The following is a 21,642-nucleotide window of genomic DNA, read 5'->3' on the forward strand; positions in this document are numbered from 1 at the left end:
AAACCTCCTGTTATTTAATGCCGTAATATATAGCAGCTAAGACCATAGGAATAGGACCTAAAATTGCTGTTAATGCCCAAATACCAACTCCTATATCCATTGGAATATTAAGTATATGAACGCATACCCAGTAGGTTAACCCACCAATCACAACATTCATAGCCACCCGTTTAATGGTGAAAAATGCTACTTTGAAAGCAATGTAGGCTACAGCAATGGAAATAACCGCCGATATAATCGGTGACGCTAATAAAGCTCCCATACTACTATCCTTTCATTTCTTGACGGTTCACTACGGCACCGCCTAGCGTTAATTCATCGGCATATTCGATATCGCCACCCACAGGAACACCGCGGGCAATTCGCGTTACCTTGATGCCACTTGGACTTAATAATCTCGCCAAATACAGAGCTGTTGCTTCCCCTTCGACATCCGGGTCTGTCGCGAGGATAACCTCTTGTACAACACCATCGCGAAGGCGTGCAATTAATTCTTTTACGCGAATATCGTCAGCACCGATGCCCTCCATAGGGGACAAGGCACCTTCCAATACATGATACAAGCCCTTGTAATCACCACTACGCTCGATAGCAATGACATCGCGAGATGTTTCAACAACCATGATTGTCGTTTGATCGCGATTTGGATTGCTACAGAATTCGCAAGGATCTTGAGCTGATAAGTTAAAGCAAATAGAACAGTGACGCGTAGCCCCTTTCGCTTCTACGATAGTTTCTACAAGGCGGTCTACCTCTTCCTTCGGCATTTCTACCAAATGGTACGCCAAGCGTCTAGCTGACTTGGAGCCGATACCAGGCAAGCGGCGCAGCTGCTCTACGAGCCGTTCTAAAGCGTTTGTCATTTAGAATAAACCTGTTGGCAAGTTTAGACCACCAGTTACCTTGCCCATTTCTTGAGCCAAGAGGTCGTCTACTTTTTTACTAGCTTCGTTTACCGCAGCCATTACTAGATCTTCTAACATTTCTACATCTTCAGGATCAACAGCTGTAGGGTTCAATTTCAAAGATTCAATGATTTTTTCACCGTTCATAACAACGGTTACAGCACCGCCACCTACGGAAGCTTCTACAGTACGAGTTTTTAACTCTTCTTGCATTTTCTTCATATCTGCTTGCATTTTTTGAACTTTTTTCATCATGCCAGTCATGTTGCCCATACCTTTACCAAACATTGTATTTCCTCCTTTTAAGACATCGTCCTATACTAACATTCTAAGTCCACATCATTAACAATATATGACATAGATTTATAACATATGTGTCACCTAATAGCCCCAAGGCCAAAGGTTATTATCTAACAATTACTTTTTTATCTATTCTTCGATAACCTCGACTATGATGTCATGGTCTTCAGATAATTTTTCTAATGTTTCCGCCAAGAGAGGATTGCTTCGTTCCTCTTCTGTCATATGCTCTGGATCCCAGGCGTATTCTCGAGCCACCGTAACACTATCGATAGCCTCTACTTTAATAGGTGCTGATGAAAGCATAGCTTTGTCATCACTTTGATGCGGGGTTACCTCACGAGGTTCACCCCCATCAGACTTTGGGACAGCTTCAACCTCGATATGCGCGCCGCTATCCATAGGGCGCTCTAACACTTCGCCATCCTCGCTGATAACAGTCACACTATCTAATGGATGTGGCGGCATATCATCTAAGGATGATACATAAGAACCCTCCATATCATCTACAGGCACATCATCAAAGGAATGAACTGGAATATCATCCCCTTCAATAGAACCCGCTAGAGACTCAATAGGAATCTCACCATCGGGGACCTGATTAGATGGACTGCCATCAAAAGTTGTAATCGGCACATCACCACCGAATGCTGGCTCTGTTTCTACATCAGCTCCTACTGCAGTTTCTGATGTATCTATTGTACTTGTATTCGCACTATCATTAACTGCTGTATTTGCAACAGCACCGCCGGTTTTCTTGGCTAAGAATGCCATAGCCGCAGCCTTAGCCGCGTCCACGGCTGCAGAATCAGGCTTACTCTCTTGAGGATCATTGGTTAAATCCATTTGTGTCGGTTGCCCACCAGAGGTCGTCTTTACGTCAACCATCGGTTCTTGTGGTCGTTGGGGTGCTTTTACTTGGCGTTGTGTGGTGCTACCAGCAGCCTTTTTATAGTCTTTATAAACTTGCGTGAGGGCATCCACGATTTCTACGTGTACTGCATAGCCCAGTGTATAGGTGAAAGCATCAACCGCTTCCGCCAAGTTCACTTCATTGGTCATTACATTGAGATGTAATGTATTTTTAAAGGCCATGACCGCCTTGCTTTGGTCTACATACACTAGCTGACCTTGACCGATAACGGTAGAGGTCATATTGCGATTACTATCCTTCAAGTATTTAATGACATTGGATTGTACATTACGATACTCTTGAGCAGATAAGATTTGTTCACTAATGATGGCCTGTGTACTAATGCCTTTTTTACCGCGACCTTTAGCTTGGTTTCTTGTAGGTTTTCGGGAAGCCGTATCCCCACTGTTTGGCGGTGGCGCCATGCCAACGCCACCCATTGGTGGCGGAGCTATACCCACTCCATTCATCGGAGGAGGTGTACTACCTGGTGCTCCCATCGGTGGTGGTGTCATGCCTACGCTGCTTGGAGGTGGCACAGTGCCAACAGCAGTATTTTGAATACTACTCATGGAAGTATTCTGTACAGCAGCATTATCTACAGGAACAAAGCTGTTCGCATAGCCGCTAGGTGGACCAAATGCATTAGCACTATAAGCTGGTGTAGGAGCCGCTGGGCCTCGTTGTTCCAATTGAGCCATGCGGTTCAATAAATCATTTCGTTCAGATCGCTCAGCACTTTCTAGAGCATATACACGGTCTTCTAAGCTTTCATCAACAGAGCCTAATTTAGCGCAAAGCACAAGTAGACCCATTTCAATGATGGTTCGTGGATTGTCCACTTGTTTCGCATCATTCATGATGGATTGAGCACTGCGCACATATTGGTTAAGTTCATTGAAATCAACGCTATTGGCCTGAGCTAGAAACTCATTCTTAAAGGCATCGTATACCTTGAGCTCATCTGCATCTGGAGCCACCTTACCAACGAGCAAGGCGCGCACATGTTGAATAAGAGCTTCCATAATCTGCGTCGCATCGCGACCTTCCGCCAATGCATCGTGAACGTAGGATAATACTTTAGGGCCATCGCCGTTGCGCAAAGCATCTAGGAAGTGAATAATCCATTCCTTACTTACGAGACCGATTAACTCTTCTACCACTTGCGGTGTAATAGAGCCCGTTGCCATACCTGCACATTGGTCTAGAATACTCAAGGCATCACGCAAACCACCATCTGCATGAACAGCGATAAGCTGAGCCGCCGCAGAATCAAGACCAAAGCCTTCTTTTTCTGCTACGTAAGATAACCGTTGTGCGATGTCATCAGAAGTAATGCGTCTAAAAGTATAGCGCTGACAACGAGACACGATAGTAACAGGCAATTTTTCAATTTCTGTAGTGGCAAAGATAAACATCACATGAGCAGGAGGTTCTTCGATTGTTTTTAAAAGCGCGTTCCACGCCTCTGTAGTGAGCATGTGGGCTTCGTCTATGATAAACACCTTTTTACGCCCCTCAACAGGCATAAATTTGACGCTTTCACGAAGAGCACGAACCTCATCGATACCGCGATTTGATGCGGCGTCAATTTCAAGAACGTCCATGGACTGGCCGCTCAAAATTGATTTACAAGCACTACATTCGTTGCAAGGGTGATCCGTTGGGCCCTGCTCACAGTTAATAGCGCGCGCAAAAATCTTCGCCATACTCGTCTTACCAGTCCCCCGCGGACCGGCAAATAAATAGGCATGAGCTACCTTATCCTCCCGGATAGCGCGCATCAACGTATCAGACACCTGATGCTGACCAACTACATCGGTAAATGTCTGCGGACGATACTTACGATATAGCGCAATATATGCCATTGGAACACCCCCTTTTTTCCGAAACTTACAATACTTTATTATACCATATTCAAGAAAATCTGACTCATTTTATAGAGTTTTATCAGTAATTTACACTAGTCATTTGAGCCCATCAATTAGACATAAAAAAAGCGGCCCCACAGGCCGCCTTGCAATATTCGATCACGACAGCCCCCGGGTTCCCCGTGGCACATGAAGGTTACCGCTTAGTGCTGCTACCTCTCAGTCCTGACACGATTCACAGGCCCCCATTGCACAGGCCCGAGAACTGCCATGATCCAATATTGCAATACAAATATTATACATGAAAAAGCCTCTATAGTCAAAGCTATAGAGGCTTTTCATATATCCTATCCAAACGATATTCAATCAAATTAAAAATTATTTTGCATATTTCTCTTTAAATGCAGCCAATTGTGCTTCTTCCAAGGACAATCCTTGTTCTTTGAAGCGTTCAATAGCAGCTTGCATTTCTTCATAGGCTACAGGCACAACTTTTGTAAATCTATTTACAAAGTTATTCCAGTTTTCTAAGATGTGACGGCCTTTAGCGGAGTTAGTATGCAATACATGTTGTTCTATCAGTTCTTTAATGCGTTTAAGGTCATCATTATTAGCAGTACGTAATTCTACGAGACCTGTGTTAACATAGCGTTCATCGCAATCAAGGATATACGCATAGCCACCAGACATACCTGCTCCAAAGTTACGACCAATTTTACCAAGCACGAGCACTTCGCCACCAGTCATGTATTCACAGCCATGATCACCTACACCTTCTACAACAGCAGTGATACCACTGTTACGTACGGCGAAACGTTCACCGGCCACACCATTGATGTAGGATGTACCAGAGGTTGCACCATAAAATGCAACGTTACCGATAAGGATATTTTCATCCGCTTCAAAGATGGATTTCTTAGGTGGGTATACAGTGATGGTGCCACCGGACAAGCCTTTACCGAGGTAATCATTCGCATCACCTTCAAGTTCTAGTGTCATGCCTTTAGGGTTGAAAGCGCCGAAGGATTGACCAGCAGAGCCTTCGAAATTCAACTTAATTGTATTGTCTGGCAAGCCGCTTTCACCATAACGACGAGTCACCTCAGAACCAACCAAGGTACCTACAACACGGTTGATGTTAGTGATAGCCAATTTAGCGCGAATCGGTTTTTGATCCTCAATAGCAGGACGGCACATACGCAAGAGTTTGGACATATCCAAGGTGCGTTCCAACTCGTGATCTTGGTCAACCATGTGCATATGGCCTACAGAGGCATCGATGTATGGACGGAACAATATACGTTTAAGATCGACGCGAGACAATTTGAAGTTATCATCTTGAGATTTTTGACGCACAAGATCGATACGACCAACGAGCTCAGCTACGGAGCGAATACCTAAACGAGCCATGATTTCACGCAATTCACGTGCGATGAAAATCATCAAGTTTTCAACATATTCAGGCTTACCTATGAAACGAGCACGCAATTTTTCATCTTGTGTAGCTACACCGTAAGGGCATGTATTAAGATTACATACACGAGCCATTTTACAGCCTACCGCTACGAGAGGCAATGTACCAAAGCCGAATAACTCAGCACCGAGCATGGCTGCTACAGCCACATCAAAACCAGTCATCAACTTGGAGTCTACCTCTAATTGAACACGGTCACGTAATCTGTTGAGCATCAAGGTTTGATGAGTTTCAGAGAGACCAAGTTCCCAAGGTACACCTGCATGTTTTACAGATGTGCGACCTGCTGCACCTGTACCACCATCGTATCCGGAAATCAAGATATTATCTGCTTTTGCTTTCGCAACACCAGCAGCGATAGTACCGACACCTGCTTCAGAAGTCAATTTAACGGAAATACGCGCATCTTTGTTAACACATTTCAAGTCGTAAATCAACTCAGCCAAGTCTTCAATGGAGTAAATATCATGATGCGGTGGTGGAGATACGAGCTCAACGCCTGGAGTGGAGTGACGAGCCTTGGCAATTTCAGGATATACCTTTTTACCTGGTAATTGACCGCCTTCACCTGGCTTAGCGCCTTGAGCACATTTGATTTGCAATTCTTTTGCATGAATGAGGTAATTTGCGGTTACGCCAAACCGCCCAGATGCAATTTGTTTTACTTCGGAGTTCATGCTATCGCCGTTTGGCAATGGTTTAAAACGATCTACATCCTCGCCGCCTTCACCAGAGTTAGATGTAGAACCTAAACGATTCATTGCGATGGCAATAGCTTCATGCGCCTCTTTACTGATGGCACCGTAGCTCATAGCACCAGCTTTAAAGCGTTTTACAATAGATTCTTCAGGTTCAACCTCTTCGATAGGAATACCGCCACCTACAGGATAGTTCAATTCCATCAAGGAACGCAATGTAACGTGGTAATCGTTGCGAATCGCTTTGGAGTATTCTTTATATTTTGTGTAGTCGCCGTTGATAAGAGATTCTTGTAAAAGTTCGATTGTCTTAGGATTGAATAGATGCTCTTCCCCATCTTTTACAGGACCATACCAACCGCCTGGTTCGAGTACTGTTTCATCGGATTTGAAAGCACGTTCAAAACGAGCTAATGCTTCATGTGCTACCCCACCAAGACCAATACCGCCAATACGTGTTGGTGTATTTACGAAGAACTTATTAATGAAGTTAGTATTCAAGCCCAACGCTTCAAAGATTTGTGCACCGTGGTAGGAACGAACTGTGGAAATACCCATTTTGGACATAACTTTCATGATGCCACCTACAGCGGCCTTGATGTAGTTCTTTTCTGCCTGTTCTGGTGTAATATCGCCAAGGCGTTTACGAGCTTGCAAATCGCGAACTGTTTCAAGCGCCAAGTATGGGTTGATAGCTGTTACACCATAACCGATTAATGTACAGAAGTGATGAACTTCGCGTGGTTCACCAGATTCAAGGATGAGGCCAATTTCTGTACGCAACACTTTGTTAATCAAGTGATTGTGAACAGCAGCTACAGCCAACAACGCTGGAATTGGTGTATGATTTTCATCGACACCGCGGTCGGATAAGATCAACACATTTTGATCTGTACGAGCTACTTCTTCTGCCTTTTCGCATAAATCATTTAGCGCATCGCGCAAGCCTTCAGCACCCTTAGTAGGATCGAAGAGAATTGGCAAGGTTACGGATTTCATGCGACGACAATCAAGAGCTTTGATGGACGCCAACTCTTGGTTCGTAAGGATTGGTGTGCGCATAGACAGCGCATAGGTTCCTGCTTTGTTAGGCTCTGTTAGATTACCAGAGTTACCAAGCATAACCCGTGTAGATGTAACCATCTCCTCACGGATAGAGTCGATAGGAGGATTTGTTACTTGCGCAAACATTTGCTTGAAGTAGCTATATAGCAATTGTGGTTTATCGGACAAGATAGCTAAAGGTGCATCGGCACCCATAGCACCTACAGGGTCTTTACCATCTTTTGCCATAGGCACAATCATGCGCACAAGGTCTTCTTGAGTATACCCAAAGGCTTGTTGCTCCTTGAACAAATCCTCTACCTTTGGAATGGTACTTTCATCGGCCTGAGTAATTTCAGATAAGTGAATGACGTGTTCTTTTACCCATTCATTGTACGGTAATTCAGTAGCAACGCGATGTTTGATTTCTTCATCGGAAATGATGCGTTGTTCATCTGTATCGATGAGAAGCATTTTACCTGGTTCCAAACGGCCTTTAGCGCGGATATTTTCAGCATTTTCGTTTACAACGCCAACCTCGGAAGCCATAATAACGCGGTCATCTGTTGTCACATAGTAACGAGCAGGACGTAAACCGTTGCGGTCAAGGACACCGCCGATAACTGTACCATCCGTAAATCCCATAGCCGCAGGACCATCCCATGGTTCCATCATAAAACTATTGAACTCATAGAAATCATGTTTTTCTCGGCTCATGAGGTTATTGCGTTCCCAAGGCTCAGGAATCATCATCATAATCGCATGAGGCAAGGAACGGCCTGTCATGTGCAAGAATTCCAATGTGTTATCAAACATAGCCGAGTCAGAACCGCTATCATCTACTACGGGGAATACCTTTTTGATATCTGGGAACAATGGAGATTCCGCTTTACCTTCACGAGCGTTGATCCAGTTTACATTACCGCGAATGGTGTTGATTTCACCATTATGAACTAAGAAACGGTTAGGATGTGCCCTAGCCCAGCTTGGAAATGTATTCGTACTGAAACGAGAGTGCACCATTGCCAACGCAGATGTAAAGTCAAGGTCGCTCAAATCAAGGTAGAAGTCTCGCAATTGACCAGGTGTTAACATACCTTTATATACGATTGTTTTAGAAGACAAAGATGCGATATAAAAATCGCTAGATAATTCCTTGCTTAATGGAATGATGCGTTTTTCCGCCAGTTTACGGATGATATATAATTTACGTTCAAATTCCTTATTGTTAGTTACATCGGGACCTTTGCCGATAAGGATTTGAATCATCCAAGGTCGAATCGCAGCTGCCTCTTTACCGACCTTTGTACCATCAACCGGTACTTCACGCCAGCCGAGGACAACTTGCCCCTCTTCGCGTACGACCTCTTCGAGAATTCGTTTTTGCTCGTTACGGAGACTTTCATATTTATGAGCAAAGACCATACCTACGCCATATTCGCCAGCTGCAGGCAGTTGAATACCAAGCACTTCGCACTCACGCTTGAAGAACTCGTGCGGAATTTGTACCAAAATACCGGCACCATCCCCTGTGTCCTTATCGGCACCGGCACCACCACGATGTTCAAGGCGCTCCAAAATGCGCAAACCATCGTCGATAATATCATGAGATTTCTTCCCCTTAATATTAACAACGAAGCCCATGCCACACGCATCCTTTTCAAATTGGCTGCTGTACATGCCATTGGCTTCGAGTCTAGCTTGATCTAGACGTTGTTGCTCTATTGTGCTTTGCTTCATATCCATAACGTGCACTCCTTCATATCACTTGATTATTCCAAGCACTGCGGCATCGTTCCGTTCGGTCTTGGTAAAAGTATAACTAACAAACTATTTCTCTATAAAATTATCAATTTAACATTCTATAGAATTTTATGTCTATACACAGTATACTCCTGTCCACTGTGAATTGAAAATATAAAAAAAACATAGTCTATGCTTTTCATGCATAGACTATGAGTTTTTATCACTATTGTTTTTTGTATACAAGGATACAGGGATAATAAGCATCTCGTCCGATAGATGCGATAGGCATATTATTTAGAACAGAAAAATCAACGGTTATTATTCTCGACCAAAATTATCCCCTACTTCACAAGTAATCGTGATAGCTTCGTCCTTACCATACGGCACGAAGGTTAGCTCCGATGCATGTAAACATTGGCGTGTATAAGGCTTATTGCGCGTACCATACATAGCATCACCTACGATAGGATGACCAATGTGTTCCATGTGTACGCGAATTTGATGAGTTCTACCAGTCAATAACTTAAAACGTAACAGAGTATTGTCTCCCTCATGATTAAGAACAATATATTCTGTTTGAGCAGGCTGCCCAAATTCATCGATAACGCGGCGATTATCAAATACTGGATCGACCCCGATAGGCGCATCTACCATACCATCCGCATCAATACGCCCTTCTACAAGGCCTGTATAAATGCGGTCGATACGACCTGCTTGTAGCTCATCCGTATAGTATTGTTGTGCTTCTTTTGTTTTACCAAAGAGAATGCACCCCGATGTATCTCGGTCGAGGCGGTGCACAGGTCGAACCTTATGAACTACGTTTTTCTTCGCATAATACCCTGCCACATAGTTACTCAATGTACAAGACTTCGTTTGCCCTGCAGGATGAACGAGCATAAAGGGATCCTTATTTACAACTAACGTATGCGCATCTTCATAGAGAACTGTAATCGGTCCCTTTTCTACATCAACCCCATAATCCTTATCTTGTGGTAACTCCAAGGTTAATACATCACCCTTTTTAAGTGCTCGCTGCGAATGAGCCACACGGCTATTAACTTTTACCCGTTTCTTGCGAAATACCATTTGGATATTCCGAGAGGATAGGGAAAATCGTTCCTTTACATATTTAGAAACCGTCAACTCTGTCGGTTCTTTCACCGTATACGTTTTCCAGCTCATATTACCACCATTCGTTAATATATGTTTTTTGTTCAGGATAGAGAATATCGAAATAGTCTAACCATTCTTCACTTACTGAAAGTTTCCCTTCAAAAACAAGGTCTCGAGCCGTAAGAGTGCCCATTAATAACTGGCTTAATGCACCGACCTCAACGGTAATATCCACTTCACCATCAAATGTATCAGAAATCTTTTTAACGGATGGAGTTAATGCACCGCCATATTCCACTTCATAACGGCCTTCGTTCCAGCTGCAAAGCCCATCTTTTACTGCAAAGGTCATTGTTATAGGCATCATCAATGCCTCTTGATTGACAGGAATTGCTTCGAAAGCAGCTTTTACATCTACAATACGACTCATCATATATGGCATGGTAGCGTGGCCAGTTCTACCATCAGGATAGAAGCGATAATATGTATCGTGAAGGCCTTCATTCCAACGGATAGACGTACCTTGAGAACGGTGATTATAGAAATAATTTAATAATGCACGTTGTGCACGGCGTGTCGTGTAAACCAGCTCAGTAACAGGAATTTCAGGCTGACCTAAACGATACACTGCATAGCCTTCAATGACATGGTCATCGTTGCGCACTACAGCAACATTTACACCTTCTGCAAAGAAGCTGCCTAACAAACGTTTCCATTCCTTTTCGCCACGTTCTGCGTAGCCAGAAAGACGAGCCGTATATGTTTTATATATTGGATCTAACAAAGTCCATTGATCTACGCTATTTAGTAAGCCAAAGCTCAACGTTTTATCTGTCATAGGGCGCAAGTCTTCTAGCGACATGGTGTTCACCCATTGATGAGCATAAAGTTCCCAACCATATTGCTGATAGAACGCTGCCTTGGATGGCATCAAAATCGTCATAGCTTGACCGCGTTTACGAAGCTCCTCTAGTGCAGCAGTTAATAGTGCACCGCCTACACCACCACGGCGGGCTGCTGGATGCGTTGCAACGCCTACCATATAGCTCGTAGGTAATACGGCACCACGTACATTAAGATTATATTGACGCAAATGAACAGTGCTCAACAATTGGTCCTGTTCTAACCCGACCATTGTATTTTCTGGTTCATAGCAATTTGTAAAATAATATTGGAAGAATGGATCTTCCTTTGGTTCAAAGCAGTACGCCCATAGATTTTCCACATGAGGCGTATCTTGAGCCGTCGCAATTCTAAATTCCATAATTATGTCCTCGTTATATCATAAGAGCCGTTATCTATCTGTCGCGTCACAGCATATAATATCTAATCTGATCTAATTTAAGCACATCATATCGCCATATCGCCATATCGCCATATCGCCATATCGCCATGATGATACGATAATTACATTCAAATAGATAGTCTAACAATTCTATTATAACAAAATGAGCTATGAAGCACATCGACTTCATAGCTCAGATTTTATTTACCACCTGTCGCATTATCTGCTTCGTTAGCATATACTGCGTCATATTTTTCAGCAAAATGATCTGGGTTATAAGATTCTTTTGCTTGACGAAGACCAGGCAAGCCCATATCTTCTTCACGGTTGATGAATTCTACTTCGCTAAATTCATGACGAATGAATTCATTATTGATAGCTTGATACAAACCACGAATATCTGGATTTGCTTTTTCAATGTGAATCAAAGCAATTCTGTCATTGAGAAGTTCACCGATACTAAAAGCCTCAACACGGCCGAATAGTTTAATGGCACCGCCCTTAAGGCCCAACGCATCCCAGTTATCAAATAACAAATTGATGGCTACCAATTCATCTTCGATACCTTCTTCGTGATGCGTTTCTACCCAAGATGCTGCCGTTTCACGACATAATGGGATAATATCATCTGTAATTGGCACATATTCATAGTTAGAATATTGCATGCGGAATTGATTTAAATGGTTTTTCTTTTGACGGAATTTCTTACCAGACAAGTTGATAAGATCTTCGGACTTGTAAATATATTCGTAATTGTCGCGGTCAGGTGTGAATGCATAGCGACCAGGACATAGGTCTTCCATGCGTTCTTTTACATCTTTGCTAACGCCTTTAAATCGGAACGGCAATTTATTTTCTACGAACCATTCTTTAGCACGCAACAAACCATCAAGGAACTTTGCATCTTTACCAGCAAATGGAGGCAATAGGAATGGCTCACGCTTGCCACCACCTTGGATGTACAATACGCCATTCTCTTCAGCCCAGCGAATACCGTACGGATCTTGCCACATAAACAATGTAGTAAAGCAATTATCGGATGCTTCATAATGATGTTGTTCAAAATATTTGTCGATTAATGGTTTATCTCGCAATTCAAAACGTTTAAATTCTAAAATAATAATCCCTCCTATCAGATTCCTCTTTTGAGGTTACTTTCACGATTTGTGAAAGTTTCGATTCTATTATGTTTAAATATAATCCGAACAATCTAGTATTAAACCCATAGGGTTCGTAATTACAATTTTACAGATTCACCTAACTCAAAGGTGCCATCGGTTGTGATAACCTTGTCACCTTCGTTGAGTCCAGAAATAATAGCTACGTCATCACCTTCAGTAATGCCTACCTCAACAACACGTACATCAACTGTATTATTCTCGGTTAATACATATACATATTTGCCATCTTGATTTTCCCGAACCGCCTTAGTTGGAACGGTCAGCATCTTGGCTTTCACATTAGATTCAATAACGAGTGTATAGAATTCACCAGCCTTGATAAGGCCTTTCTCATTGTTGAAAGTAGCTTTTACAAGAACACTTGGCACATTTTCAGGCTGAGTAATATCTACGTAAGTCAATTCCCCCGGTATTTCTTGGTCCCCCACCTTGAGAAGTACCTTCATACCATTCTTGGCTTCAGCTGTACCTAACTTCATAGCCGCATCACGAGGAATGCTGAGGGATGCTACCATCGGCGTGGATTGCTGAATCATCATAAACGGACGATCCGCAATCGCCATTTGACGGTCTTCGTTATAAATAGATGTCACCGTACCTGCTATAGGGGCCACGATTGTAGAAGCTGCCATCTGTGCAGATACTTGAGCAATTTGTGCCTCGATAGCCGCCGTATTGACGCCTCCCCCACCACCAGTTGTGACTGTTGTAGTTTGTGGTTGAGATCGTTCCAAAATACGATCATATTCTTTTTGTGTGATTATGCCTGCTTCGCGCATACGTTGAGCCTGTTCCAGTTGAGTACTGTCTATAGATGCTGCAGTCGTAGTCGTCACAGCTGTGGCATATGATTGTGATTGGGCTTGTGCTAATTGTCCTTGCAAGGATGCTAGCTGTTGTTGTAAAGCCGATGTATCTACAGTTGCCACAGTTTGACCTTGCTGTACTTGGTCGCCTACTTTCACAGCATACACGACCTGCCCAGTCAAGGTCGGCGTTATCGTCGCCTTATTAAGGGCCGTTACATTGGCATCATTATGAATCTGCAACGGCATATCCTTGTACGTTACCTCTGCGACGGATACGGTTTTCGTACCACATCCCGCAATAGCGAGTGTCATAATCATAACACCAAGGATAGCAATTACAGAGCAGAAACGATTTATTTGCATTCTGTCACTTCCTATCATATTGATTTTTATCAATACCTTAGTATATCATAAAATCAGTTAGAATTGTATGAAAGCTAATTCCTTTAATTTATGGATATAACGGAGGTTCTCATGGAAGAACGGATGGACTTTAGAATTTTAAACAATGGTAGCTTCATTCCCTCCATCGGTTATGGTACCTATAAAACAGGCACCGAAGGAGAGACTGAACAGGCCGTTGCCAATGCACTTGGCGTAGGCTATCGTTTACTCGATACGGCCGCCTATTATGGCAATGAAGAAGCCGTGGCTAAAGGAATCAGAGCATCTGGTATCAAACGAACAGATATAATCATCACTACTAAAATTTGGCACACCGATGCAGGCTACGATAATACGATGCGTGCTGTTGAAAGCTCCTTAAAGAAACTAGATACCAATTATATTGACATCATGCTCGTTCACCAACCTTTGGGCGATTACTACGGCTCTTGGCGCGCCATGGAGGAGTTATACGACCAAAATATATTGCGTGGGTTAGGTCTTTCTAACTTTTATGAAGACCGATTAATCGACTTGCTATATCACTGTAATGTAAAACCTGTAGTGAACCAAATTGAATGTCACCCATTCAACCAACGCCAAGCTCTTATACAATTGATGAGAAAACATCAAGTGGTGGGCATGGCGTGGTCTCCATTTACCCGTGATCGCCAACCGATTTTTGATCATCCTATCATCAAAAGCTTGGCTGAAAAATACGGTGTAACAAAGCATCAAATCATCTTGCGTTGGCATATTCAACGAGGCATCATTCCATTACCAAAGGCAAATAATGTAAGCCATATGGAAGCTAACTTTGATGTATTCGATTTCAAACTCACTAACATCGACATGGATGTTATGGAATTATTAGATCAACAAGACTTCTTAGAGGACCACCACACTGCACTAGGTCTTGAAAGATTATTACAACTTAAATAGAACATAAAAACAAAACCACTTATATCCTCCTTTAGGAATAGATATAAGTGGTTTATTTTAGTGCTCTTTATTTTATTATAGTTTATGTTAGTATACTTTATTTTATTTAGGTATATTAAATACGGCTTGAACAAGTATCATGTATACTACAGTGCCGGCTCCAATAGACATAAACATATTTCGTTTCCATACATGCATGCCAACGGTCACTAATAAAGCAATAAGTTCCGGTACTCCATATGGATAGGATAACACAATTGTATCTTTAAAGGTATACACAACAAGCATCCCCATAACCGCTGCAGGTAAAGCTTTACCTAAGTACAGTACAAAGTCTGGCGCCTTTTTACCGGGAGGGAAAATGAGAAAAGCAGCAAATCGTGTAAGCAATGTACCTGCTACTACAATAGCAACAGTAATGACTATTTCAAAACTAGTCAAGATGTACACCTCCCCACTTATACGCTATATAACATACTACGAGCATACACCCCATAGAAGCAAGCATAAATAAGGATTTTCCCGTTAATAGAAGCATTGCTAGGGCTACAACGGCTCCAACAGCACCTAAGCCTCGAATATTATTACTTTTAGCATTAAATAACATTTCAAGGAATATAACAATAAATAAGCCAGGTAATACAAAACCAATACCTCGCAAATCTACAGATGCTAATAAATCGCCGAACAATCCCCCTACAAGAGTACTCACAACCCAGAAGATATAATTAAGCCACGATACATGGAAGTAGAACCATTTTTCATCTACATCATCGGGTAACTTCGTAGATACATTAATTGCAAAACTTTCATCACACATCCACGCAACTGTAGGAAACCACTTCCATCCCATATGCACATATCGCTGTAGTGCAGATAGACCATAGAAGAAATGACGCCCATTGACAAACAAGGTCAACATAAAAGTATTCACTGGATCAAAGCCTGCCATTAACAGCCCAATAGTTACGAACTCCATGGAGCCTGCAAATATGGTACTAGCTAAAACAGGAGCGGTCCACCAAGGAAACCCTTGACTGGTAGCATACAAACCAAAGCCTACTCCAAGAAAGAGGAAACTAAGCCCCATGGGAATCATAATCGGAAGTGCAAAAGAAAATGCACTTCTATTTTTTATTTTATTTATAGGGAGCGCCTCCTTTCCATATCATACAAGTTTACACTGTTAATCCCCTTAATTATAAGGCACGCGTTAAAATCTCGCGAGCTACTTCTGGTGTTACATCACCATTTTCACCAAGTTGTGTCATGCCATGGTCCTCTAATTGTTTCACAATTTTCTCAACTGCTTCTTCACCAAGACCATAGTCTTTCAAATGCGTAGATACGCCAAGGGACTCGAAGAATTCACGAGTTTTAGCGATAGCCTTGTCCGCTTTTTCTTCGTTTGTACCTTCTGTAATATGCCATACCCGTGTAGCATATTGTGCCAATTTTTCAAGTTTGTCTGCTTTTTTCACTTCTAACAATGCAGGTAATACGATAGCCAATGTAATACCATGGTCAAGATGGTACGCCGCAGTTAACTCATGGCCAATCAGATGAGTTGCCCAGTCTTGTGGCACGCCGGCACCAATTAAACCATTTAATGCCAATGTAGAGGCCCACACGTGGTTAGCACGAATATCGTAGTTTTCTGGATTTTCTACTGTTTCTTTGCCGATTTCAATCATAGTTTTTAAAATACCTTCGCTGAAACGATCTTGAATACGACCTTCTACAGGGTATGTTAAATACTGCTCTGTGGTATGCACAAAGGTATCGATAACGCCATTCTTAACTTGTCTTTCAGGCAAGGTGAAAGTCAATGTTGGATCAAGCATGGAGAACTTAGGGAATACTAAGCTACTGAATACAGGGTATTTACCGTCACCATAAGTAATAACTGCACCATTGTTCATTTCGGAACCAGTTGCAGGTAGTGTCATAACTGTGCCAAATGGTAATGGATTTGGTACCATGTCTACCGGAACCTCTGGCACACCAGCTTTCATTACCTCAATAACGGGACCATCATAGGTAGCACCCATAACGATAAGTTTTGTAGCATCTACTACAGAACCGCCGCCTACAGCGAGAACGAAATCTACGCCATGTTCTTTAATGAAAGCTACCGCACGTTCACAAGTTTCAAGAGATGGGTTTGGCTCAATACCACCAAACTGCTCAACCTTGCGGTTACCAAGAGCTTTCACAATGCGATCAATAAGACCACTGTGCACAGCGGAGCCACCACCATAAGTAATGAGCACCTTTGCATCCTTTGGTACCAATGTATCTAATTCATCTAAACGGTCTTTACCAAATACGATATGTGTAGGGTTATAAAAATCAAAATTATACATACATCCTCCATTAATCCGACATATAGATATATCCGACATATAGATATATGAATCCATATTAGAATTATACAAAAATATTTAAAATATAAATTTACTACCTAGCGATCACACATTCAATATAACACATTAATCAATATATTATATTGAATTGTATTATAAATGAGCTAGAATTTCACCATAGTTTTAATCTATAGCTAACTGATATGCTTTTATCATATACAAATCCCCTTCATCCATGATAGGATATAACCATTATAAGACTTGAAAGGGATGATTATATGAAATTAAAAACATTGTTAGCACCATTACTTATCGGTGCTCTTGCATTTGCTATCGCTGGTTGTGGTAGTACATCAAATCAATCAACACAAACACAAAAAGAAATCAAAATAGGTGCTACATCTGGTCCTCATGCACAAGTAGCTGAAGCTGTAGCAAAAGAAGCTAAAAAACAAGGAATCGATCTTAAAGTAGTTGAATTCTCAGACTATGTAACACCTGATAAAGCCCTTGCAGATGGCGATATTCAACTGAATGCTTATCAACATGTACCATTTATGGAAAACTTTAACAAACAAAATGGTTCCAACTTAGTAGCAATCGGTAAAACAATTTTGGTGCGTATGGGCTTATATAGTAATAGTGTACACAGCGTACAAGATGTACCTGAAGGCGCTACTGTTTCTATCCCAAATGACCCTACTAATGGTGGTCGTGCATTAGCATTATTAGCTAAAGCTGGATTAATTACGTTAAAAGATGGTGTCGGCTTCAAAGCAACAGTTGCAGATATCACATCTAACCCGAAGAATATAAAGATTCAAGAACTAGAAGCAGCTCAATTACCTCGTAGTCTAGATGATGTAACAATTGCAGTTATTCCAATGAACTATGTGCAAAGTGCTGGTCTTAGTGTAGAAAAACAAGGTTTCTTCTTCGAATCTAAAGATGAACCACTAACAGTTATCGTACTTGCAGTTCGTAGTGAAGACAAAGACAACGAAACATACAAAAAAATTGCAGATATTTACAAATCTGATGCTATTAAACAATACATCGACGAAACATTCAAAGGCACTATTACAACTGCCAATTAATAAAGTTTATATCGTCACTATATAACTAAAAAGAGATACCCCAATGATTACAATCATTGGGGCATCTCTTTTTTACTCTTCTGTATCAAATGTAACATCTAATGGTTGACGCTCTACAATATTGCGATATCGTACTTTAGGATATCCCATAAGAATGCCACCAGCTACAATTTTATCATCAGGTACACCTAATTCATCTAATAATGGTTGGTATTCAGCTTCTCCAGCATGTTCAAAAAAGCCTGCCCAACAAGTACCAAGGCCTAAAGTCGGCGCATATAGCTCAGCATAAGACAAGCAAGAGTGACCACTATCATGGGTACGATGAATATCTTTTTTAGAGCCAATTGCCACGACGAGAGCCGGCGCATCGCGCAAGATATACTCCTTGCCTTTATCTACTTCTGCTTGAGCCGCACGAGCATAAAGGCGCATAATTGGCACTGTTTTTGCCGCTAAATGCATCCACTCTAGAACGAGATCAGCAATACGGCGTAACGTTTGTTTATCTCGGATTACTATATACGAAATACCTTGTGTGTTAGTTGCTGTTGGCGCCATTCTTGCAACGTTTAGCACTTTGCGAATGAGCTCTACAGGGACTGGTTTATTTTGATAGTTACGAATAGAGCGACGACTACGCATAAATAGTTCAGCTTGCTCAGGCGTTAACTTAGGTTCCTTTGTAATATCGATTTGCTCCTTACGCGGTGTCATATCGCTATCAAGAGCAAGCGTTGGGCATACGGAAATACAATGCCCACAGGAGATACAACCTCCCCTGCCAGTTACAGGTCCAGCATCGGACATCACCAGCAATCCGGTCGGACAGTCAGCAACGCAAAGGCCGCATCGTGTACAGACTTCTGTATTGACGGTAAATAACATCTGAATATCCTCCAAATACTACTATAAAGCCTATTATAACATACAAAATCAAGTCATATCTAGTTTTAAACAATTATTCTTATTGTATTGGGACTCAACTAACATTTGTTCATCCGCTTTTAGGATGGGGCCCCATCTCGTTAGTACAACTTGGTAAAAATACGCTTGCTTGCTCCGTTCTTCGCAAAGTCTCTGCACAAGCGTATTCTTACTTTTTTATCACTATATTTATAAAGATGTCCCATCCAAAAGCGTAAATAATCTAGCTAATACTTATATAGAGTCATTACAATTACACCTTGAAATAAATCATAGAAAACACTATCATTTTACACATTATAATAAACTGTATAGTAGTGGCGCCATGCCCACCGTATGGGAAGGACTAGCCAGAGGCTAATCTACTGGCTAGTCTTGATGCAAATTCAGTCAAAACTACTTAGCCGCTCTCGCCTCTCCGCTCCTCTAATTATAAAAGCATATTGAGTAAATATCGAATGTAGCTTGTCATGAGGCCGCTCTGTATATTAGTAAGGTAAGTCGCTTTGCTATGGGACTAATTTACATCAGGTGTTATAAAAATGAAACTGGGTACCTCTGCAGCGACTTTACGAAGGACGGAGCAAAGAAATACCTAGTTTTCTAAAAGCTTCCCCCATCATATAAAAGCATATTGAGTAAATATCAGATGTAGCTTGTGATGGGACTGGTTAATAGCAGACGCTCAAATAATAAAAAGAGTTCCCTATGCAGCGACTTTGCGAAGAACGGAGCAAAGAGGGAACTCTTTTTATTATTTATTAAGTTGTCGCAATCTAAGTGGGCCCCATCACAAGCAACCCAAACATATTTACGCAAATGCTTTTACATATTTACTCAAATGCTTTTATAAGATTCATGTAGTCCCCTTTATGCGTAAGTCTCCAGGTCCCAAAGTCTGGTTCTGGGGATTCGTTCAGAATATTTGCCAAAGATTCCAAAAATTCTGGAATCTTTGTAGCTACAATATTGCCAGCCATTTTACCGAAGTTTTCAGAGCCCATGTGTTCTGAGCCACCGTCTACAAGGATAAATGCTACCATAGGTTTCTTATCTACTAATTTTACAGCACCATGGAAACCAATTTCACCGATTTGGTGTGTACCACAGGAGTGTGGACAGCCGGATATATGTAAACGAGGTAGTTTTCTTGTATCTATACCCTTTTCTTCAAGGTGTGCGAAGATATCTTTCAAAAGACCGTTAGAGTCTTGCATTCCAATCTGACATATAGTAGAACCAACGCAAGATACGGAACGGCGGAAATCATTTTCAGCGCTGTCATCAGTTAATTCCGCAATTTTGCGTGCTTCATCAGCTGTAAGATTAATGAAGAACAATGCTTGGTCTGGCGCAATACGTGCTTCTACTTGGTCAAGTGTCACTACATAGTCAAGGGCAGCCAACAAGTGTGCTACGTTCACATCGCCACCTGCTGGATGGTATTCTACGTAATATAAACCTTCCTGTTTTTGACGGTGAATACGATAATTTTCCACAGAATCATCACGCTTACCAGTTTTTGTAATTTCATAAGCATAATCAGCTGGATTAATAGTTAGGTGTTCTACTTCTTTTACCATAGCTAGGGTTTCTTCATAGATCTTGATGAAAGCTTCCGCCCCACCCATTTCAGCAGGCATGTAACGGGTACGAGCCTTACCACGGTTTTTGAAATTACCATGGTTAGCAAAAACCATAAGCATAGCTTTCACATGATACAAAACATCCTCAGGTGCTACATCATGTGCCACCGGAATACCAATGCGAGGATTAGGACCAATACCACCACAAGCATACACATCAAAAGTATTGTGTTTTGTTAAGTTAAAACCTAGGTCCTTGAACGTAGAATGTGGGGTACTATCAAAACCATTATCTATACCCATTTTAAATTTGCGAGGGATCTTGATATAGAACATTTGCTCCATAAGAAATTCACTAATAGCTGTTGTATATGGCGTAATATCTAAAGTTTCACGAGGATCAATGCCGCGTAAAATACTAGCCACCACATTGGGATTGTCACCGCCAGCACCACGGTTATAGATACCGTGGTCATAACATTCCTTATAGAGACTCAATATAGTATCACCATCAAGGCCATGCATTTGTAAGCATTGGCCGGTAGTGAAATGTACATGTTGCAGGTTATATTTACGAATGGAGTCCGCTAAAAACTGTATGTGCTCGCGCGTCATGCGACCACCGTTGAAGCGCCAACGGCTCATGCCAGTATTTGCACCGCGCTCAGCGTAACTACCATAAGCACCAGATTGTCCTTTATAGTCTGCAATGGATAATTCTTTCTTATAGAACTTATGTGTCATATCCTCAAACTTTGGATAATCTGCAATTAATCGATCTTTCAATTCTTGTGTAATCATACTATTACCCTCTTGGCTTATATTTATTAAGCATAATTCGTAACTTTATAACGCTTAGTATACCATATATGCATAAGTATGTTAGTAGCTAAGCTCACAATTTCAATATCGATTATTAATAATATAGTTTACAATCTGTAATAATTATCACTTTTAAAAAGGCAAAAGAAGCTGTAACCAAATGTGGTTTTACCACA

16 protein-coding genes and 1 other RNA gene are annotated in these 21,642 nt (G+C 41.7%); 2 read left to right on the plus strand and 15 right to left on the minus strand.

Annotated features, from left to right (window positions below; all coding sequences use genetic code 11):
- Nucleotides 1-10 precede the first annotated feature (10 nt).
- The 10 genes from E7B10_RS03165 to E7B10_RS03210 form a co-directional block, all read right to left on the minus strand.
- Nucleotides 11-262: a hypothetical protein gene (locus E7B10_RS03165; protein ID WP_004694917.1), complete on the minus strand. Its 252-nt coding sequence runs from the start codon at nucleotides 260-262 to the stop codon at nucleotides 11-13.
- A 4-nt stretch (nucleotides 263-266) separates the two neighbouring features.
- Nucleotides 267-863 carry a recombination mediator RecR gene (gene recR, locus E7B10_RS03170; RefSeq protein ID WP_004694915.1) on the minus strand — a complete coding sequence of 199 codons (597 nt, stop codon included), beginning with the start codon at nucleotides 861-863 and terminating at the stop codon, nucleotides 267-269.
- A complete protein-coding gene (locus E7B10_RS03175) occupies nucleotides 864-1,193 on the minus strand; it encodes a YbaB/EbfC family nucleoid-associated protein (protein WP_008714816.1) in 330 nt (109 codons plus the stop codon).
- A 141-nt stretch (nucleotides 1,194-1,334) separates the two neighbouring features.
- Entirely contained in the window at nucleotides 1,335-3,986 is a 2,652-nt protein-coding gene (gene dnaX / locus E7B10_RS03180; RefSeq protein WP_278451771.1) for a DNA polymerase III subunit gamma/tau, read from the minus strand.
- 139 nt (nucleotides 3,987-4,125) lie between these two features.
- Nucleotides 4,126-4,340: signal recognition particle sRNA large type (gene ffs / locus E7B10_RS03185), an RNA gene on the minus strand.
- Nucleotides 4,341-4,367: 27 nt separating this feature from the next.
- Nucleotides 4,368-8,951, minus strand: a complete 4,584-nt coding sequence (gene gltB, locus E7B10_RS03190) for a glutamate synthase large subunit (protein ID WP_316055482.1) — start codon at nucleotides 8,949-8,951, stop codon at nucleotides 4,368-4,370.
- A gap of 318 nt (nucleotides 8,952-9,269) precedes the next feature.
- Entirely contained in the window at nucleotides 9,270-10,136 is an 867-nt protein-coding gene (locus E7B10_RS03195) for an RluA family pseudouridine synthase (RefSeq protein ID WP_316055483.1), read from the minus strand.
- 1 nt (nucleotide 10,137) lies between these two features.
- On the minus strand, nucleotides 10,138-11,331 hold the full coding sequence (gene eis / locus E7B10_RS03200) for an enhanced intracellular survival protein Eis (protein ID WP_101928526.1): 1,194 nt from the start codon (nucleotides 11,329-11,331) through the stop codon (nucleotides 10,138-10,140).
- A 221-nt stretch (nucleotides 11,332-11,552) separates the two neighbouring features.
- Nucleotides 11,553-12,488 (minus strand): DUF2156 domain-containing protein, encoded by a 936-nt coding sequence (locus E7B10_RS03205; RefSeq protein WP_399427682.1) that lies wholly within the window; start codon nucleotides 12,486-12,488, stop codon nucleotides 11,553-11,555.
- A 101-nt stretch (nucleotides 12,489-12,589) separates the two neighbouring features.
- Nucleotides 12,590-13,705: an efflux RND transporter periplasmic adaptor subunit gene (locus E7B10_RS03210; protein WP_101928527.1), complete on the minus strand. Its 1,116-nt coding sequence runs from the start codon at nucleotides 13,703-13,705 to the stop codon at nucleotides 12,590-12,592.
- 111 nt (nucleotides 13,706-13,816) lie between these two features.
- On the opposite strand from E7B10_RS03210, the gene E7B10_RS03215 reads away from it, so the two are divergent.
- A complete protein-coding gene (locus E7B10_RS03215) occupies nucleotides 13,817-14,668 on the plus strand; it encodes an aldo/keto reductase (protein ID WP_316055485.1) in 852 nt (283 codons plus the stop codon).
- A gap of 102 nt (nucleotides 14,669-14,770) precedes the next feature.
- Here the strand turns inward: E7B10_RS03215 and E7B10_RS03220 are convergent, their stop codons facing one another.
- The 3 genes from E7B10_RS03220 to E7B10_RS03230 form a co-directional block, all read right to left on the minus strand.
- A complete protein-coding gene (locus tag E7B10_RS03220) occupies nucleotides 14,771-15,109 on the minus strand; it encodes a branched-chain amino acid transporter permease (RefSeq protein ID WP_316055486.1) in 339 nt (112 codons plus the stop codon).
- Nucleotides 15,102-15,767 carry an AzlC family ABC transporter permease gene (locus E7B10_RS03225; RefSeq protein WP_004694895.1) on the minus strand — a complete coding sequence of 222 codons (666 nt, stop codon included), beginning with the start codon at nucleotides 15,765-15,767 and terminating at the stop codon, nucleotides 15,102-15,104. The genes E7B10_RS03220 and E7B10_RS03225 overlap by 8 nt, the downstream gene beginning before the upstream one ends.
- 100 nt (nucleotides 15,768-15,867) lie before the next feature.
- Nucleotides 15,868-17,034, minus strand: a complete 1,167-nt coding sequence (locus tag E7B10_RS03230) for an iron-containing alcohol dehydrogenase (RefSeq protein ID WP_287509162.1) — start codon at nucleotides 17,032-17,034, stop codon at nucleotides 15,868-15,870.
- Between the two features lie 278 nt (nucleotides 17,035-17,312).
- On the opposite strand from E7B10_RS03230, the gene E7B10_RS03235 reads away from it, so the two are divergent.
- On the plus strand, nucleotides 17,313-18,131 hold the full coding sequence (locus tag E7B10_RS03235) for a MetQ/NlpA family ABC transporter substrate-binding protein (RefSeq protein WP_004694891.1): 819 nt from the start codon (nucleotides 17,313-17,315) through the stop codon (nucleotides 18,129-18,131).
- Nucleotides 18,132-18,203: 72 nt separating this feature from the next.
- Here E7B10_RS03235 and E7B10_RS03240 read toward each other — a convergent pair whose 3' ends face one another.
- Together E7B10_RS03240 and E7B10_RS03245 are read right to left on the minus strand one after the other, a co-directional pair.
- Nucleotides 18,204-19,019 (minus strand): nitroreductase family protein, encoded by an 816-nt coding sequence (locus tag E7B10_RS03240; protein ID WP_004698259.1) that lies wholly within the window; start codon nucleotides 19,017-19,019, stop codon nucleotides 18,204-18,206.
- Nucleotides 19,020-19,891: 872 nt separating this feature from the next.
- Nucleotides 19,892-21,445, minus strand: coding sequence for a nitrite/sulfite reductase (locus tag E7B10_RS03245; RefSeq protein WP_278457314.1), 1,554 nt, complete (start codon nucleotides 21,443-21,445; stop codon nucleotides 19,892-19,894).
- Nucleotides 21,446-21,642 lie beyond the last annotated feature (197 nt).

The organism is Veillonella sp., from assembly GCF_032470285.1.
GTDB lineage: Bacteria > Bacillota > Negativicutes > Veillonellales > Veillonellaceae > Veillonella.

Excerpts from the sequence above, each read along its gene's own strand:
- E7B10_RS03165 (WP_004694917.1), bottom strand. The coding sequence starts at position 262 with ATGGGAGCTTTATTAGCGTCACCGATTATATCGGCGGTTATTTCCATT.
- E7B10_RS03240 (WP_004698259.1), bottom strand. The coding sequence starts at position 19,019 with ATGTTATTTACCGTCAATACAGAAGTCTGTACACGATGCGGCCTTTGC.
- E7B10_RS03175 (WP_008714816.1), bottom strand. The coding sequence starts at position 1,193 with ATGTTTGGTAAAGGTATGGGCAACATGACTGGCATGATGAAAAAAGTT.
- E7B10_RS03215 (WP_316055485.1), top strand. The coding sequence starts at position 13,817 with ATGGAAGAACGGATGGACTTTAGAATTTTAAACAATGGTAGCTTCATT.
- gltB (WP_316055482.1), bottom strand. The coding sequence starts at position 8,951 with ATGGATATGAAGCAAAGCACAATAGAGCAACAACGTCTAGATCAAGCT.
- E7B10_RS03195 (WP_316055483.1), bottom strand. The coding sequence starts at position 10,136 with ATGAGCTGGAAAACGTATACGGTGAAAGAACCGACAGAGTTGACGGTT.
- eis (WP_101928526.1), bottom strand. The coding sequence starts at position 11,331 with ATGGAATTTAGAATTGCGACGGCTCAAGATACGCCTCATGTGGAAAAT.
- E7B10_RS03235 (WP_004694891.1), top strand. The coding sequence starts at position 17,313 with ATGAAATTAAAAACATTGTTAGCACCATTACTTATCGGTGCTCTTGCA.
- E7B10_RS03230 (WP_287509162.1), bottom strand. The coding sequence starts at position 17,034 with ATGTATAATTTTGATTTTTATAACCCTACACATATCGTATTTGGTAAA.
- E7B10_RS03225 (WP_004694895.1), bottom strand. The coding sequence starts at position 15,767 with ATGATTCCCATGGGGCTTAGTTTCCTCTTTCTTGGAGTAGGCTTTGGT.
- E7B10_RS03210 (WP_101928527.1), bottom strand. The coding sequence starts at position 13,705 with ATGCAAATAAATCGTTTCTGCTCTGTAATTGCTATCCTTGGTGTTATG.
- recR (WP_004694915.1), bottom strand. The coding sequence starts at position 863 with ATGACAAACGCTTTAGAACGGCTCGTAGAGCAGCTGCGCCGCTTGCCT.
- dnaX (WP_278451771.1), bottom strand. The coding sequence starts at position 3,986 with ATGGCATATATTGCGCTATATCGTAAGTATCGTCCGCAGACATTTACC.
- E7B10_RS03245 (WP_278457314.1), bottom strand. The coding sequence starts at position 21,445 with ATGATTACACAAGAATTGAAAGATCGATTAATTGCAGATTATCCAAAG.